This is a genomic window from Rhodopirellula sp. P2, assembly GCF_028768465.1.
Lineage (GTDB): Bacteria > Planctomycetota > Planctomycetia > Pirellulales > Pirellulaceae > Rhodopirellula.
This window is the reverse complement of the sequence record NZ_CP118225.1, coordinates 6,295,640-6,313,103: the sequence shown is the minus strand read 5'-3', so window position 1 is coordinate 6,313,103 and position 17,464 is coordinate 6,295,640. Positions and strand designations below refer to the sequence as shown.

Sequence of the window (17,464 nt, the reverse complement as noted above, 5' to 3'; positions counted from 1 at the left end):
CGACCAAAACAGAGGACGCTGTTCTCCCGACGGTCTTGGAAGACCATCGTACGGATTGTTGATGACGGTCTTGGAAGACCATCGTACGGTTTCTCACGTTGCACTTGACCAGTCTCATCTCTCATTTCCTGTCTCTCGAATCCCGAAATCCCCAGCCTTTCGATTCCCAATCGGGGTGAATCCAGCGAACCCATTGCCGCTGTTCATAACCGGCCTTCTTTGGGTTGTTGCCGATGTACTGAATGACGCGATAGAGATGTTCTTCATCTCGGATGATTCGGTCGTGGCTTTCTTGCGTCCAAAGGGGACCCTCTCGATGCCGTTCTCGATTGACCATGCGGCTGACATACCCCTTCAAGTCTCGAAGAATCTTTTCAAGAAGTTGGTCACCCAGTGGTTTCATCACAAGGTGAACGTGATTGTGCATCACGCAATAACAAGACGTGACATAACGATCGTTTTGGAACTGCAACATCGACTTTGCCATCACATCGGCTAACGTAGGGTTCTCAAACACGCACTCGCCGTAGCCTTCGTCCAGCCAGGCTTCGGTACGGTGGGTGATCTGTTTCGCGAGTTGTTCCCAATCGGCGTCTGTTTGTGGTTGTCCGTTCGATCGCTCCCATATCTCTCGCCATCGTTGAAGGCTTCGAAGTTGTTCTTGTGGAATTGAGTCTGCCAGCCGAAATGTGATCGCATAGGTCGCTCCGGCCTGCCGCCAGTGTGGAAGGTGCCGGTGATAAGTTTCGATGGGCAGATCTGGATGCAATCCGCGAAAACCGGGAGGAGCATTCAAGTGAAATGTTTCGCTCACGTGAGACTCCTTATTCTGTTCGAAAGATCCTTCATGCCTGGTTCCTCGTAGGTAGGGCTTCCAAGCCAAACACCCGTAGGTTGGGCTTCCAAGCCCGACCAAAACAAAAGACGCTGTTCTCCCGACGGTCTTGGAAGACCATCGTACTGTTTGTTGACGACGGTCTAGGAAGACCATCGTACGTGCTTAGCGACCGGCGTCCGCGAAGTTCCATTCGTGGATGGGGACGCCGTTGCCAGCGAGCAAACGCATGTTCTGAATCTCGATTTGGCCAGCGCCATTGGACGGGTCGATTCGGACGCCCTGCACTGGGCCCTGCGGCGAAAGCTGGATGGAATAGGTATGAACGTTTCCATCGTGGATCACATCAAAGCCTTGGCTTCGCTCCGCTGAATACGGCTGGCCAACTTCCTTCCAGAACACCTGCCCGCGACCTGATGACTTTGATTGCATCTCAACGGTGAATGTCATCGTGGATGCCTTCACCACTTCGGGAAGTGAGGAACTCAAGTGGGGATCACCGCCGGTGCTGTTGACTCGCAACTTGCCATTGGACAGCGACAGCTCACACGTTCCACCAGGGAGCCAACCGGCGACCGGATTTCGGCGAGCTTGGTTCTTGGGGGGCTTCTTTTGATTGTCGCTGCCTTTCAGATTGCCCTTGCCTTCGGCGGCAGCGTTGTATTTGGCGGGATCAAAGTTTTTGTTGGCCAGCGGTCTGACGGCTTTGGTTTCAACCAGATGGTGCTCGATCAACTTGTCCATCTGCTGGACCCGGTCGGGATGTTTTGCCGCCAGGTTGGTTCGTTCACCGAGGTCGTTCTTCAAGTTGAAAAGTTTGTAGCGATGCGAACCGTTTGGATCGCCATGAAAGATGCGGATGAGTTTCCAATCGCCTTGATGCACGCTGACCGAAGGCGGCATCCAATTTGGCACGGGAGGATCATGAGGGAAGTAGGTGAAGATCGCGTCTCGCTGCAGCGGCTTCTCCTGCAATGCGGGGACGATGCTGACACCATCGAAACGCTGGTCCGGCTGAGCGTCGATCGACAACATCTCCAAGAGCGTCGGATAGAAATCGATGCTTTGAATGATCGCATCGCTTCGTGATCCGGGTTCCACCACACCGGGCTGGACAACGATCGCCGGGCCACGCACACCGCCTTCGTACATCGTCGCCTTGCCGCCTCGCAGCGGAGCGTTGCTGGTTGCGGTTGTGCCATCGACTTCGTTGTACATGTTGCCACCGTTGTCCGATGCGAAAATGATGATCGTTTCGTCGGCGATTCCCAGACGGTCCAGCGTGTCCAGCAACGTGCCAATCGCATCGTCCATGCTTTCGATCATCGCGGCGTACGTGGGGCAACGTTGAGGATCTTTGGGGTCGACGCGATCTCGATATTCTTCGATCAACTCTTTCTTGGCGTCAAACGGTGCGTGAACGCTGAACATCCAGTAGTTCAGGAAGAACGGCTCGTTTGTGTGTTGCTCGAGGAAGCGAACCGCTTCTTTGGCCATCCTGTCTTCGAGGTGCTCGTCCGGGATCATCGGATCGTGATCAAAGTCCTTGAACTTCCAAGGTGCGACGTAGCTGCCAGCAGGACCCGGGCCAGGATGGTGCGGCACGTCGATGTCAAAACCATGTTCCAACGGAGAGTAGGGTTCAGGGCCCAGATGCCATTTTCCAAAATGCCCGGTCGCGTAGCCGTTGTCTTGGAACATTTCGGCAAGCGTGTAGTACTTGGTGTCCAACCGCGAAACGGATTCGGGAATCGTTGAGAACTTGTTCGGTGGTCCTGTCGTCGGCACCTTCGGTTCCAAAACCACCTTCGGCAGGTGACAGGTCGGGGAAGTGATGCCGTGCCGCGCGGGGCTGAGCCCGGTCAAAACACTCGCTCGTGTTGGCGAGCACAGCGGACTGGACGAGTATGCCCGAGTGAACGTCATCCCACGCTTTGCAAGTCGTTCGATATTGGGTGTCTGATAAAGCTTGGTGGTTCCAAACAGCGTCGTGTCGCTCCACCCAAGATCATCGGCCAGGATGAACAGCACGTTGGGACGCTTTGATGCACTGGCATTTGGTGTTGCGGCGGGTTCTTTCTCGAGCTCTTTCACTCGGATGTTCTTCCACAACACGGTGCCTTTCGCACCTTTGTGAACCTGCAGGCCGAAGAAGCCTTGGGGGTAGGATCCATCGTCGATCCAGTGGGTCGCTGGTACACCGTTGATCCAGGTTTTGACCACATTGCCTTGAGCAGAAATGGTCACCCGATTCCAAGCGTCTTTCTTGGTGGCCGCCCGGGCTGCCTGGTGTTCTTTCAGCCACAACGGATAAAAGAAGCCGCCGCAGCTCTGACCATAGATGCCACCCGACCAATGGCGATCTTGAGCGACACCCTCCATTTCGGCCTGGGGGCCAAACACCGTTTCCGTTCCGTTCTTGCCGGGCTTGGATTGAGCTCGAAACATCACCCCGCTGTTGCACTGTTCTTCCCACTTCATGTCGCAGGTAAAGATGAAGTCGTCGAAGTCATCGCGTTCGGTTGATAGATAGGTGCTGTTGGAACCTGGCACCACTTTGCCAACCAGAATCCCGTCTTTCACCTCAAATGTGCAGCTGCCACCTTTGGCTGTCCAGCCACTCAGGTCCTTGCCATTGAACAGCGAAGTGAATCCCTCCGACAGATCTGGCTCGGAGTCCGTGTTGAGCAACATCTCCTCGGGCAAAGGAGCGTTGTCTTGGCCTTTGTACTTTGCATGCCAAGCAAGCTGTTGAGGGTCAAGTTCACCCGCCACGACAAGGCCAGTGCAAACGCACATGGCGAAGGCGAGCAATGAGAGAGCGATTCGATTCATGGTGTTGTCCGGTGGGGATTGGCAGTCGGTGTGGCGGCAGGCCAGTGTTGAGGTAGGAGGGATGCGGGGTTGGTTGAAGTGGAAGTGGAACGGATGACTGAACGATCAATCGACCAGTCGATAAATCGAGATCGATTCGATCTTCATTTCGCCAGCATTCGCGTACTCATCGTAAGTCGCGAAGGGATCGAAGCGTAGTTTTCCCACGGTCAGTCCTTCAGGAATTGCGAAAAGATAGGCGTTCACGGCGTCCGATTGTCCTCGTTGATCGGATGTGACCTGCCAACTCAGTCGAGGCCGCGCTGCGTCGATCCCGGTTGGATTCTCCAGGTACTCGCACCGCAATCGTTGTGGCTCGAGAGCGGAAACAGACGACGAGGCCGTGACAGTGATTGTCGTCAGAAACAGAATGGAAAGGAGTGTCTTCAATGGTCGAACCAGGATGGAGGAAAGCTCAGCAGATCACCCCCTAGCAGGTCAAATCCACGAAAAACGGGGCAACTGGCGTCGATCTTGCCAGCCATCTTCGTTCACGCGAAATTCGGCTAAGGGATGTGAAAACCTTCGTTCGGCGCACTAGCGTCGCCAGGACAGCCCCAGTCTAGCTGGGGGCGTGACTGCAAACCTTTGCGATTGCGCAAGCGACCAGCACGATCGTGCCAAGTCCATCGAGAGGCCGCCGGCTCGCTTTGGGGTGTCGCAGTTCTCGATACCACTTGCTGGTGTTTTTCCACCTGACGCACCTCTCCCGAAACGAAGTTTGGGGAGAGTTCGAGCGACGCCGTTCAGGCGTACGCGAGGGTGAGGGCCGGGCATGGGAGGCAGCGCGGATTGCCCTCCCACAGAATTCTCGTTTTCCGCCCCCTCCCGTTTCGGCCTATGAGTTCGATGCGACATCGTCTGCTTGGCAACAAACGCCTGCACCACCGGCCACCAGAGCCACGACAAACAACGCACGAACAAAAATCTGCATGGAAAGACTGAACAGCAAGGGTGGGAGTCAAGTTGACGAGACCGAAATTTCAAACTGAATCTCGCTCAAGTTTCCGCCAGGATACTCGGCAACCAGTGGCACCGCTTCCATTGGGGGCAGCATGTCGCGATGCGGATGATGACTGGCCCCGTCGATCTTTGACGAGCAGCCATCAACAGTGTCATCCCGACATCGCTGTAATCTTGTGCGTTGTTACCGAAAAACGAGCGTGATTTTCGAAAAAACGAATCGATCAAGAAAAATTGCCCGCAAAAAGATCCCCGTTCAGGAGGACAATCACGGGTGCCTCGTGCGAGTACCGTTTCGCCGAGACTCACCACCATCCTTTCAAGTGATCCTGTTCGATCTACACTGCTTGAATCCCGCCTACAACCCTGCCGCCGAACGCTGATTATCACCTATGCCATTCCAACGGCGATATTTCCCATCCCGGTTCGCCCGTGAGACGCGTCTGCCACGAGTCTTGATTCTGGCGGCCGTCCTTTGCTCAGCCGTCCTCGGTCCGTTCTCGCCCGTTCGCTTGCAGGCCGCGGACGTTGGTCGCGACACCGAGGATGCCAAACCGGTCTCTGAATCCGATGAGTCATCGGTTTCGTTCAGTCGCGACATTCGGCCGTTGCTTTCGAACCGATGCTTCGCCTGTCATGGTCCAGACGCTGGTTCGCGAGAGGGCGGTCTGCGGTTGGATCAACCCGACGGAGACGAAGGGGCGATTGGATACGCAATCGAACCAAACTCGGTTGAGGAAAGTGAAGTCTGGCACCGGATCACTGCCGATGATGAATCGATGTTGATGCCGCCGCCGGATTCGCACTTGGATCCGTTCAACGAAGAAGAGACGGAACTGATTCGGCGCTGGATCGAAAGCGGTGCCGTCTACGAAGACTTCTGGGCATTCCGTGCACCCGAACGGCCACAACCACCGATCACCAAGAATGCTGAGTGGAGTGCGCAAACGGTTGATCAGTTCGTGTTGCGAAAGCTCGAGTCACTGCGGCGCCACCCGTCAGAAGAAGCCGATGCGAGAACGCTTTTGCGGCGAGTCACTTTCGATTTGACGGGGTTGCCACCCAGCCGAGAAGCAATCCGCCAGTTCGAATCGGCTTACGCCGACTCACCCGAATTGGCGTGGGAAGAACTGGTCGACGATCTGCTCTCGCGTCCTCAATTCGGCGAACACATCGCCCGTCACTGGTTGGACCTGGTGCGTTTCGCTGACACCAACGGGATGCACAAAGACTTCTATCGCAATCACGTCGCCTATCGTGATTGGGTGATCCGGTCATTCAATGAAAATCTTCCGTACGATGAATTTGTTCGAGACCAGATCGCTGGCGATTTGCATCCTCAACCGACTCGAGATCAACTCATCGCGTCCGGATTCAATCGATTGCATTTGATCATCGATCGCGGAACCGCTTTGCCAGAGGAAAGCCACGTCAAGAATGTGCTCGATCGTGTCACCGCCGTCGGCACCGCCTTCATGGGGCTGACCGTTCAATGCGCACAATGCCACGACCACAAGTTTGACCCGATCACGCAGAAAGAGTTCTTTTCGCTCTACGCGTTCTTCAACAACATCGATGCCGAGCCCGAAACCAACCCGCGACAAGTCGTGGATGGTTTTCAGGAGCCATTCGTGCGTTTCCCCACCGAAGCTCAGCAGACCGAACTGGATCGTCTGGATGCCAAATTGGCAAAACTCGATCAGCAAATCGCTCCTCTCAATAAACGAGCGAACCAGATCACCAAACGGATTCAGCAGATCAAGGAGATCGAGCCTGCGAAAGAAGATTCTGCCGAACAGGACGCGAGCCAATCGGACGATCCGGAAGGGAATGCGGCCGAGGTGGAAGCGTCCGACGATGAGTTGCCGGAAAGCGAGGTGGCGGAAGCTATGACGCCTGAGGAAGAGGCTCACGCGAAGACAATTCGTGCGTGGGACGCTCTCAAAGAGGCTCTCCACAATGAACTTGGGCAGTTGAAGTCGTCGTTGGCGAAGTTGCAAAAACAACGTGCGAAGCTTCAGCGAGATCGAATCGCGGTCGAACATGGTGTCGACAAGGCGATGGTGATGAAGGACCGCGATGTGGTCCGAAAGACGTTCGTTCTGATCCGAGGCCAGTACGATGCACCCGGGGAAGAAGTCCAACGCGGGGTCCCCGGTTTTCTGCCGCCGCTGGACACCCAAACCGAAACACCATCGCGCATGGATTTGGCCAATTGGATGGTGGCTCCGGAAAACCCGCTGACCGCGCGCGTGGCGGTGAACCGTTTTTGGCAACTCTTCTTCGGCGTCGGGCTCGTCAAAACGTCGGAGGACTTTGGCAACCAAGGCGAGGTCCCCAGCCATCCTGAATTGCTGGATGAATTGGCGGTGACGTTTGTCGAGTCGGGATGGGACGTCAAAGCGTTGCTCAAGCAAATTGTGATGAGCAAAACGTACCGCCAGTCTTCGCGAGCCACACCGGAAGAGTTCAAAGCGGACGCGGAAAATCGGCTGCTCAGTCGCGGACCGCGTTATCGGCTGGATGCCGAAATGATCCGCGACCAGATCCTGTTTTCGAGCGGATTGCTGTCCACGCGAATGCACGGACCGAGTGTCAAGCCACCGCAACCGGACGGGTTGTGGAAAGCGGTATCGATGACGGGCGAACGCTTCCGTCCTGATCAAGGTGAATCCATTTATCGTCGTAGCGTTTACACGTTCTGGAAACGAGCGATGCCACCGCCGCAAATGACAATTCTCAACGCACCCAATCGTGACGCTTGCATCGCACGCCGCGAAAGAACCAACACACCGACACAAGCCTTGCTGTTGCTTAACGAAAGTGAATACCTTCGAGCCGCTCGGCAGTTGGCTCAGTCCGTTCTGCATGAACCCGCCGAAGATCGGATCGTGTTTGCCTACGAAACCGTCACGTCCAAACTCCCCGATGCCGAGGAAATCGACGTCCTCCATACGCTGCTGAGCGATCTGCGTGACGAGTATGCCAGCTCTCCCGAATTGGTTGACGATTTGTGCGAGGGAGTGTCCATCGACGAACCTTGCGACAAAGTCGAACTCGCCGCTTGGACGGTGCTGTGCAACACGCTCTACAACCTCGATATCACCAAGACCAAAGATTGATCGCTATGCATAACCACATCAGCTCGACAAGCGAAAATCGTCGTCGGTTCTTGGCCAATGCCGGAATGGGATTGGGAACCACGGCGCTCGCATCGTTGGTACTGGGGCCAAAGTTTGCCAACGCAACGGCCCCCAACGCCGCGTCCGGAGCGACATCCGACATCCCGGCGGGTTGCCACTTTGCTCCCAAAGCGAAACGCGTGATCTTTCTGTTCATGGCGGGAGCCCCCAGCCAAATCGACTTGTTTGACTACAAGCCGGAACTGGTCAAACAGTTCAACCAACCGTTGCCGCCGTCGGTCAGCCAAGGCCAACGCGTGACCGCCATGACGCGTGGCAAAGAGCAACTGATCGTCCCCAGTCGCTTTGGGTTTTCGCAGCAAGGCGAAAGCGGCATGTGGATGAGCGATCTGCTGCCTCACCTTTCGACCCAAGTCGACAAGCTATGTTTCATCGATTCGATGCACACCGAATCGATCAATCATGACCCAGGCAAAACGGCGTTCTGCACCGGAACGGAACTGCCGGGCAAACCCAGCATGGGAGCTTGGTTGAGCTACGGATTGGGAACGCTCAACAAGGATCTGCCGGACTACATCGTGATGCCGTCGGCCTACTGGAGCGGCAAGGTCAATGTTCAAGCGTTGTATTCGCGTCTTTGGGGAAGCGGTTTTTTGCCCTCCAAACACCAGGGCACCAGTTTCCAAACGTCGGGTGATCCGGTCCTGTTTCTTTCCAACCCCAACGGCATCGACCCAACGATTCGGCGACGCATGTTGGATTCATTGGGCGACCTCAATCGCAAGCACTTTGGCGAGATCGGTGACCCCGAAATTGAAACGACCATTGCTCAGCAAGAGATGGCGTTTCGGATGCAAACGTCGGTTCCCGAACTGACGGACATCTCCGACGAGTCTCCCGAAACACTCGCGATGTACGGCGAAGAGGTGAACAACCCGGGGTCCTACGCCCGCAACTGTTTACTGGCCCGCAGGATGGCGGAACGCGACGTTCGCTTCATCCAATTGTTCCATCGCGGGTGGGACCATCATTCGAAGTTGCCGGCCAACCTACCCGGACAATGCCAAGATGTTGACCAACCGACCACGGCCCTGCTGAGGGATATCGAGCAACGTGGATTGCTCGAAGACACACTGGTCGTCTTCGCCGGTGAATTCGGGCGAACGGTGTATGGGCAGGGCAAGTTGGACATGGACACCTATGGTCGCGATCACCACCCGAGGTGCTTCACCGCGTTGCTCGCCGGCGGCGGCGTCCAAGGTGGAATGCGACACGGCGCGACCGATGAATTCAGCTACAACGTCGTCGCTGATCCTGTCCACGTTCGTGACCTGCATGCCACGATGCTTCATCTGCTGGGCGTCGACCACAAACGGCTCACGTTCCCGTTCCAAGGCCTGGAACAAAAATTGACCGGAGTCGAACCCGCTCGGGTGGTCAAGGAGATCATTGCCTGAGTCCAGCGAACGGCTTCTCCGGTTGAGTGCGGGAACGGTGGCTAACGCCAAGCGGCTCACATACCCGATGACACCAACGCAACTGTTGACGCCACCCAGAACAGCGTTTGCGGGGTTCACTTCCCGATGACGGGCGTGCTCTCGAGCCACTCGTCGATGATGTTTGACAGACGTTCGACTTTGTCGGCCTGCTTTGCTGCGAGATCGTTTCGATCGTCTGGATCTGCTTGAAGATCAAAAAGCTCTTTTCCGCTTGGGCGGACGATCAGCTTGTCCCATCCGTCGATGACGACTCGAGCTTGCAAGCCATTGTCGAGGTCATCCAGTTGGTCGAGATCACTGTCGTGGTTGTAGACGTCCACAAAGATCCGGTTTCGTTGACGCAGCACCTCGGGATCACGCAGGTCCAATCCGGGCATTTCCTTCGGAGGTTCAATGCCACAGGCTTTCAAAATGGTCGGAGCGACATCAATGTTGCTGGCAAGCGTCTCTGAATCGCGGCGAGGTGTCACGGTACCAGCATGCGAAATGATGATCGGTGTCCGAATCCCAGCTTCCACGGGCTCTCGCTTGGAGCGAATGCTCGCGTTCTTTCGGTCGGGATCTTGGACCCAACCGTTGTCGCAGGTGTAGATGAAGATCGTGTCTTCGTAGAGACCCTTGTCTTTCAAGTGCTGGATGATCTGTCCGCACCCTTCGTCCAACCATTCCACGTTGGCCCAGTATCGAGCGGTGGGTTCATTGGGAGCGATGTCTTTGTACTTGTCGAACAAACGCTCGGGAGCGTTGTGCGGTGCGTGCGGCAAGAACACTCCGTACCAGATGAAGAATGGTTTGTCGTCCGCGACGGCGGAGTCGACGAAGTCATACACCGGTTTCATCGTGGTTCGACCGATCTGCAAACCCACGTCCCCGTGCCGGCCGCCTCGCGAAACATCGCCGTGGGTCATGGCATCGGTGAAACCGTGATCCAGTGGGTTTTCTTCCCACCACTTTCCGGTTTGCAAGGTCGCGTAGCCGTTGTCCTTGAGCGACCGAATGAACGAGGGCTGCCGGTGCAGCGGAGCCGTCATTTGCTTCCGTAACGATGCGAAGAGCTGCATATTCTTTCTGCGATTTTGACCGGTTGGCATCACGGGATCGTTTCCGCGGATTCCAGTCTGATGCGGATACAGGCCCGTCGCGAGACTTGCCAACGAAGGTCGGCAAAGTGGCGCCGTGACATAGCCCCGCTCATACACCAAGCCTGACTTTGCCAATTGATCGATGTTGGGTGTCTGGATATGCGGATGCCCCATGAACCCGTAGTCGGTCCACGATTGGTCGTCACTCAGCAGGAACACGACGTTGGGTTGTTTGGCCTGCGTTTGATGCGATGGCCAAACTCCAGCGATCAAAACAAAACACGCGACAACGGCGGACAATCGGAAACAGTTCATGCTTTTCAATTCAGTCATCTCAGGTGCAGTGAATTTCGATCGTAACTTAAGCGGGGCGGGAAGGTTCTTAGCAACGCGTGAACAACAAGTGACGATGTTAGCGGTGTGGCGCAAGCCGCCCGGTGAGGAACCGGAGGGCTCGCGCCCTTCCGCTACGTCACTTGTTGTTCACGTGGTCCTTAGCAATGAGCGTAGAACAAGTGTCGGACAGAAGCCTATGCCACTTGTCCGAAGCACGTGAGCGGGAGTCATTTGGCTTGATCACGTAGCGGCGTCTCTCCGAGACGCTGTCATTTGCGAATCTCAGAAATCGCCAACGTGAGGTTCTGCCCGATCATTCCTACCGACCTGTTGATGGTTTGCGAGGAACCCATGTTTCGGGAGCGTCGAGCAGGAGCGGTTCGTGAAAGACCGTCAGTTCGTCGCCTTGAGTCCGCATCCAATCCTTCAGTTCAGCCAGCAAGCGAGATCGAACACTCGCCAATTCAGGTTCGTCCGCCAAGTTTTTGGTCTCGTTCGAATCGTTGGTCAGATCGAACAGTTCCAACTCAGGGCGTCCGTGATGACTGGCGACAACTTCCGCCGCGTGAGCGTCAGTCTTGGCCGCCTCGGTCCATTCTTTGAAATAGTCCCCCGATGTGGCCCGAAGCAACAAATCGATGTGCGTCGTGAACGCAAATTCCGGATGCGGATTCCAGATCAATTTGTACTGTTCGGTTCGAATGCTGCGACTGAGATAAACGTTCATCATCTTGTCGCCGCTGTGCGTCGCGAAGATTCGCTCGCGATGGTCCTGGGACGCATCACGCAACACTCCCGCGAATGACTTTCCGTCGATGCCTTCGGGCACTTCACCACCACTGACCTCAATCAAGGTCGGCAAGATGTCGATCCAACTGACCATCGCATCTGTGCGTGAACCGGCCTCGATCACTCCGGTACGCGAAACGATGAGCGGGACGCGGATTCCTTCGTCATAGAGCGTCCATTTGCCAAACGGGAACTGGGCCCCGTGATCACTGGAAAACAGGAACAATCGATCTTCGGACAGGTGTTCGTCAACCAATTGCCGCAGTTCACTCAGGTAAGCGTCCAAGTCTTTGACCTCTTGCAGGTAGCGAGATCGTTGGACCCGGGTTTGCGGTGTATCGAGTAACTTCTCCGGTAGCGACATGGATTCCGGATCCACGGTGGATTCGCTCGGCCACGGAACGTGCGGGTTGGAAACTCCGACGAACAATGCCAATGGACGCGAGTCATCGCGATTTTCCAGGAAGGCTCGCACGTTCTTTCGCACCGCGGGAATGTCTTGGGCTCGATCGTGCGTGTCGAACTGATAGTCCGATGCACTGCGGGAATGAGCCACCTTTCCGAACGCGACCGTCTGGTAGCCGAGTTCATTCAAGACGACCGGCAGTTTCAACACATCCTCGTGTGGGTACGTGTGATTTTCTTCCGCGCCATTTCGTGCGGGCATCAAACCCGTTAAGAGCGCAGCCCGACTGGGTGCGCACGACGGGCTGGCCACGAAAGCACGATCGAACGTCATGCCTTCGGCGGCCAATTGATCAATGGCTGGCGTTTCAATGTTGGTGCCGCCATACAATGCCAAGTCCGACGCCGACAAATCATCCGCTAAATAGACCACGATGTCGGGTTGGCGTTCCGTTTCCTTCGCGGTTGCAAACGCAGCACCGAAGAAGACAGTGATCGCCAGTCCGATCAAACCATTGGTGATTCTGCTCATCGCTATCTTCCGTAAACCTTGGCTTTGGGGTCACCGCCGGACAACAAGTACGCGATCAAGTCACGGACCTCGTCTGCGTTCAACGAATTCAACATGTCCGTCGGCATCTGCGAGATTGGCGAGTCTTTCGCGGAGATGATTTCATCCGCATCCACGACGACTGGTTTCACCGTCTCCCCAGCCTTGCTGACCGGATGAATTTCGATTTGGTCTTCGTTTTCAATCATCAGGCCAGTCAACACGCGACCGTCTTCCAGCAGCACCACCTCCGATCCGTATTGATCGCTGATGACCTTGCTGGGTTCGATGATGGATTCGAGCAAGTAATTCGCGTTGAATTTGTTCTTCACCGTTGTCAGGTCCGGACCAATGTCGCCACCCAGCCCATCGAACCGATGACAGGAAGCACACTGAGCGGCGTGGAAAAGATTGCGACCGCTTTCGTAGTTGGCCTGACGCAACGCACCACCGGTGTGCTTGCTTGCTTCTGCCAAAGTCCACTTTTTGCCGGGGCCTTTGGGAGCGGTGATTTCAAAGTTGGGAACGGGGTTGAAGTCCTCGCCGCTGATGTCGGAGAGTTCTTCCCGCTGGGCGTTGCTGAGGTGCCCCAGCACTTCGTCACGCAAATTCGCAAGGAACTTGCCGTAGCTGTTGCCTCCGCTGTATTTCGCGGCTTGGTTGATGAACTGGATGTAAGCCCGAAGGTTGTCCATGGTCCAACCATCACGCAGGTTTCGCAGCATGAACGCGTAGTTGATCTCGTGAGATGGCGGTTGGTTCTCGAGCATCTTCACGACTCGCGAACCGTAGCGTTGGTTGCGTTGGAAATCGACGTTTTCCACCCAAGCCGGAGGCGTCGGTTTCGCGTCCGTCATCATGGCAATGGCTTTGTCGATCACCGTGGGTGATTCCAGATAAACCAACAAGCGAACCAGTTCGGTGTTCACGTCTTTGCTGTTGTTGGGAAGCAAAGCATCGAGCTCTTCGATGACCAGTTCGCGTTCTTCGGCGGTTGGTTCGCCAAGTCGAATGAACGTCAACGCGTAGGCTCGCAGCAGTCCGAGCAATTGCGACTCGGGCAAACTCGCAGGTTCCATGGCTAACAATGCGTTGATCAAAGCAGCCCGATGAGAGTCATCCCCTCGGCGTGCCAGAGCGACTGCACCGGTGATCCGGGCTTGCGTGTCGGATTCGACGAAGACCTTGTCGGCCCATTGCTGCGTCGGTTGCGACTCGACAGCGATTCGTGCCGCGTATCGAAGCCACCGATCGTTGTTCGAAAGATGCGGCCAAGCCTTGGCGACCGCGCCTGCGTGTTCTTTCCCGTGGAAGGCTTCCAAGCTTCGACGCTGTTGACGAGCTTCTTCGCCTGGGATGGGAGCCGAAACAGGTTCCGTCGATTCGTTACCGACGTATGTGATTCGGAACAGAGCGGACTGGGTGCCACGTCCACCAACGGTGAAGTACAACGCGCCATCCTTGCCAACGATGGCATCGGTCACGGGCAGGGGGGCTCCGTAGCAGAACGCTTCTTGGTGAGCTTTCCAGCCGGCTCCATCGGGTTCCAAGTGAATCGCGTAGATCGTTCCGAAGGTCCAATCCAACGCGTAGATCGCGTCTTGATACTTGGCGGGGAAGTTGGCTCCTTGGCCGCCGACCACACCCGTGGGGCTGCCGGGGCCGATGTTCAAGACGGCTGGCAAGCTGTCCTCGTAATACTCCGGCCACTTCCCGGATCCACTCCGCCATCCGTAGTCCGAACCGCTGACGGCATGGTTGATTCGCGTCGGGCGGTACCAGGGCGAACCGAGGTCCCATTCCATGTCCGCGTCATACGTGAACAAGTCTCCGGCACGGTTCAATGCAATGTCGTATTGGTTGCGATAACCCATCGAGATGACTTCATGTTCGTTCGTCTTGGGATCGAACCGAGTGATCCAGCCGCCGGGTGCGAGTCGACCGCGAGCGTGTCCGTTGGCGTCCCATTCACGCGGCAGCAGCAGGTCTTCGTTCCAGGTCGGGACGCGTGATCCAGCGATGATGGATTCGTCCGGCAGATTCGTGTGGTTGCCCGCAGCGACGTAGAGTGCCTCGCCGTCCTCGGTTGGAATCACGGCGTGGTTCCCGTGTTCTCCGCCGCCATGCGTGCCGAACAATTCCTCCGCATGATCCAACAGCCCGTCGCCGGTCGAATCGGTGACACGATACATCGGGCTGCTTCCGCGGTTGAAATACAACGCGCCGTTGTGCCAAGCCATGCCCTGAGCCCCGGACACCTTCACCGGCATCTTCTCAACTTGGACGCCTGATTCGCCAGTCGCGTTGGAAGATGATTCATCCAGCGTGATTCGATACAAGCCCGCCTCGCCTTGATCGCTGGCGTACAAGCGACCTTGATCGTCGGTCGTCAACGAGACCCAGCTTCCTTGGCGGACTTTGGGAACTTGATAAATCAGTTCGACTTTGAATCCATCGGCCACTGTGACTTCGTCGGCGCTGAAAGATGTGTCTTCAGATGCCTGGTCGGTGCCAACACCCGGTTTTCCCCAAGGCGACTTCCCAAAATTTCCCAGCGACTTGGCGGCGACGTTCCATTTGGAATCATCGTAAGCGGTCGTCTTCCAATCACCGGTCCCTTCGTTGGCCAGCTTCCAGGTTGGATTGGAGATGACTTGATGAACGGTTCCATCCTCGGTTTCGACTTCCAGTTTGAAAACGAAAGCCGCCACTCCACCGCGATTGCCAGCTTTGACAGCGATTTGATTCTTGCCTGCCCGGACGAATTGGCGGGCATCGAGCTCTTTGATCGGGTACTTCCAGTCGGGACAATCACCAACCGCTTTTCCATTGATCCAAACGGTCGCCTCGTTGTCGCAGGTGGCATACAAGCGGGCCGAGCGAATGGTTTCTTTGGATCCTTCTGGCATGAACTCGAACTGATGCCGCAGATAAAGCGGATCGTCGGACGATGGCTGGTCCCGGCGCCAAATCCATTGTGGAGTCGGTGACTTGGCAACCCAATCAAACGCGGTCGCAGCCGAAGGTTTCTCGGCGTTTTTGCCTTTGGTAGAAGCACCACTTTGGACGTAGGAATTCAACACGGACTTGGCATCCGTTGCAGTCAGCTTTCGAAGCTGAACGTCTTTGAACTCACAAGTCATCGGAGGTCCGGCGTGCAACTGCAACGCCAGGATCCCACTGCGGCGGGCTTCCGGATGGTTGTCGGTCAAGTCCATCGTGGTGACGCCGTTGACCTGGTGAATTTGCCGGTCACCCACCGCGATGATGGTCAGTTCGTTCCATTCCCAGTCGACCAACTTTTGCGAGCGGTCGCCCACTTCGCCGACCACCTTGGGTTTGCCATCCGAACCGACTTCGACTTTTTGGAATCGCTTCGCGACGATGCCTCGCCATTTCTCTGCGTAGAGCATCCCAAAGAAGTCGGGCGATTGGTGCAGGTCCGCTTGATAGCCTTTGACAACAAAGTCTTTGGGGGCGATCAGTTCGCTGCGATATTGCACGCCGCTGTTGTTGCCACGAAAACGGACTTGGGTTTGGAAGACAAAGTCCTCGACTTCTCCGCCTTGCCAGACCAAGAATGTGTTGCCCTTGGTTGGATTCTCTTTCGTCGTCTCCCCATGAATGACTCCGTCGCGAACGGACCAGAAGGAGTCGTTCCCGGCCCATCCGGAAAGGTCTTTTCCGTTGAACAAGTGTTCGAAGGAGTCTTCCGCCTGAACGGACAGAGAACAGACAAACGAAAGAACGAGACACGCGCGTGTCAGATATCCGAGGTGGGTCACAGTGGCTTTGCAAATAGGTGGGAGGAAACAAGTTGGCGTCGTTCCAAGCCGGCCTTCGAGAGGGGCCTGGGGCCTGGGTGTCGATTGAACGCCGCTTTGGATCAGGTCACAGATCGAGCGGCTTGCTCGGGCGTGATGGAAACGAACTTGTCGAATGAGTTGACGATGCAAGCAAGGAGCCTGCGAAGGTGAGTTGTTTGGGGTGGGATCTGGGGAGAAAGCCAAGCGTATAGACTATCGTCACCAAGATGATCATAGATGCTCGGAGCCCTCGTTCAATTGGCCTCGACCAAAATCGAGCCCCTGAATTCGCCATCGAGAACCCATCGGGTCTGTTTGCGGGTCACGGACACGGGCGATCCGTTGACTGAAACCGATTGCACACCCTCCAGGGCAGGTGAATCGAGAATCGCGGTGATTCCCTCGGGCAAATCGACGGAAAGCTTGAAACCCGATTCGCGATTCCAATCCACGTGGATGGGGCCATGCTTGGACGGCACTTTTCCGCGAGCAAATTTCAGATCACCCGGGCAAGGACGCACGAGGACTCGTTTCCAACCTGGCCGGACAGGTTGGACGCCAAGCACATGACGCGGAAGCAGGTTTGCTGGAGCCGCACCCCAAGCGTGATTCCAATCTTGGTTGGGTTTGCACTTCATCTCCCAAGCCACCCAGCGGTTGACCTTCACCAATTCAATCGGTTGTTCACTGCTTGTTCGCCGGGGTGATCTTGCCGAACAGGTGGCCTCCTTTGGCGTCGTGTTGCCAAGTCCCGGCGTAACGTCCGTCGTGGATCAGAACGCGAGAGGAGAACGTTCCCAGCCCGGGGATCCAAACGGAATCCATGGTGATGACGGGAGTCCGGTCCGCCCACAGGATCTTCAGTTGCATGGGGAATTCGCCGTCGGTGTCGCCGTACTTGATCGCAACTTTCAGCGAGTACATGTCGGGCTCGGGAAGTTTCTCGCAGGACTTGATCGTGTACGACTCCGGTTTGAGTGCTCGGTCTTCTTTGCCGTCAACGGTGAAGTGACCTGTGAAGGTGGCACCACTGAGGTACTTGGCCAAACGCAATTCACGAGCACCACTCTCGGTTGATTCCGAGGGAGCTTGTGATTCCGAGGGAGCTTGCGCGGTCGCAACACTGTCGTTGCTGGCAAACATGGCAATGCAAGCGAACGCCAAGACGATGGATCGAATCAT

General features: G+C 56.1%; 10 protein-coding genes. 2 read left to right on the top strand and 8 right to left on the bottom strand.

Features of this window, described 5'->3' with window-relative positions; translation table 11 throughout:
• Window positions 1–121: 121 nt before the first annotated feature.
• The 3 genes from PSR62_RS22165 to PSR62_RS22155 form a co-directional block, all read right to left on the bottom strand.
• Window positions 122–814, bottom strand: coding sequence for a transposase (locus tag PSR62_RS22165; protein WP_274405151.1), 693 nt, complete (start codon window positions 812–814; stop codon window positions 122–124).
• A gap of 186 nt (window positions 815–1,000) precedes the next feature.
• Window positions 1,001–3,670: a sulfatase-like hydrolase/transferase gene (locus tag PSR62_RS22160; RefSeq protein ID WP_274405150.1), complete on the bottom strand. Its 2,670-nt coding sequence runs from the start codon at window positions 3,668–3,670 to the stop codon at window positions 1,001–1,003.
• Between the two features lie 105 nt (window positions 3,671–3,775).
• Window positions 3,776–4,099, bottom strand: coding sequence for a glycoside hydrolase family 78 protein (locus PSR62_RS22155; RefSeq protein WP_274405149.1), 324 nt, complete (start codon window positions 4,097–4,099; stop codon window positions 3,776–3,778).
• A 965-nt stretch (window positions 4,100–5,064) separates the two neighbouring features.
• Here PSR62_RS22155 and PSR62_RS22150 point away from each other — a divergent pair.
• A complete protein-coding gene (locus tag PSR62_RS22150; RefSeq protein WP_274405148.1) occupies window positions 5,065–7,794 on the top strand; it encodes a PSD1 and planctomycete cytochrome C domain-containing protein in 2,730 nt (909 codons plus the stop codon).
• Between the two features lie 5 nt (window positions 7,795–7,799).
• Window positions 7,800–9,272, top strand: a complete 1,473-nt coding sequence (locus PSR62_RS22145) for a DUF1501 domain-containing protein (protein ID WP_274405147.1) — start codon at window positions 7,800–7,802, stop codon at window positions 9,270–9,272.
• Window positions 9,273–9,388: 116 nt separating this feature from the next.
• Here PSR62_RS22145 and PSR62_RS22140 read toward each other — a convergent pair whose 3' ends face one another.
• The 5 genes from PSR62_RS22140 to PSR62_RS22120 form a co-directional block, all read right to left on the bottom strand.
• Entirely contained in the window at window positions 9,389–10,711 is a 1,323-nt protein-coding gene (locus PSR62_RS22140; RefSeq protein ID WP_274405146.1) for a sulfatase family protein, read from the bottom strand.
• A gap of 340 nt (window positions 10,712–11,051) precedes the next feature.
• Entirely contained in the window at window positions 11,052–12,458 is a 1,407-nt protein-coding gene (locus tag PSR62_RS22135; RefSeq protein ID WP_274405145.1) for a sulfatase family protein, read from the bottom strand.
• Window positions 12,459–12,460: 2 nt separating this feature from the next.
• Entirely contained in the window at window positions 12,461–16,261 is a 3,801-nt protein-coding gene (locus PSR62_RS22130; RefSeq protein ID WP_274405144.1) for a family 16 glycoside hydrolase, read from the bottom strand.
• A 275-nt stretch (window positions 16,262–16,536) separates the two neighbouring features.
• Entirely contained in the window at window positions 16,537–16,920 is a 384-nt protein-coding gene (locus tag PSR62_RS22125; protein ID WP_274408278.1) for an alpha-L-rhamnosidase C-terminal domain-containing protein, read from the bottom strand.
• Between the two features lie 46 nt (window positions 16,921–16,966).
• Window positions 16,967–17,464: a hypothetical protein gene (locus tag PSR62_RS22120; protein ID WP_274405143.1), complete on the bottom strand. Its 498-nt coding sequence runs from the start codon at window positions 17,462–17,464 to the stop codon at window positions 16,967–16,969.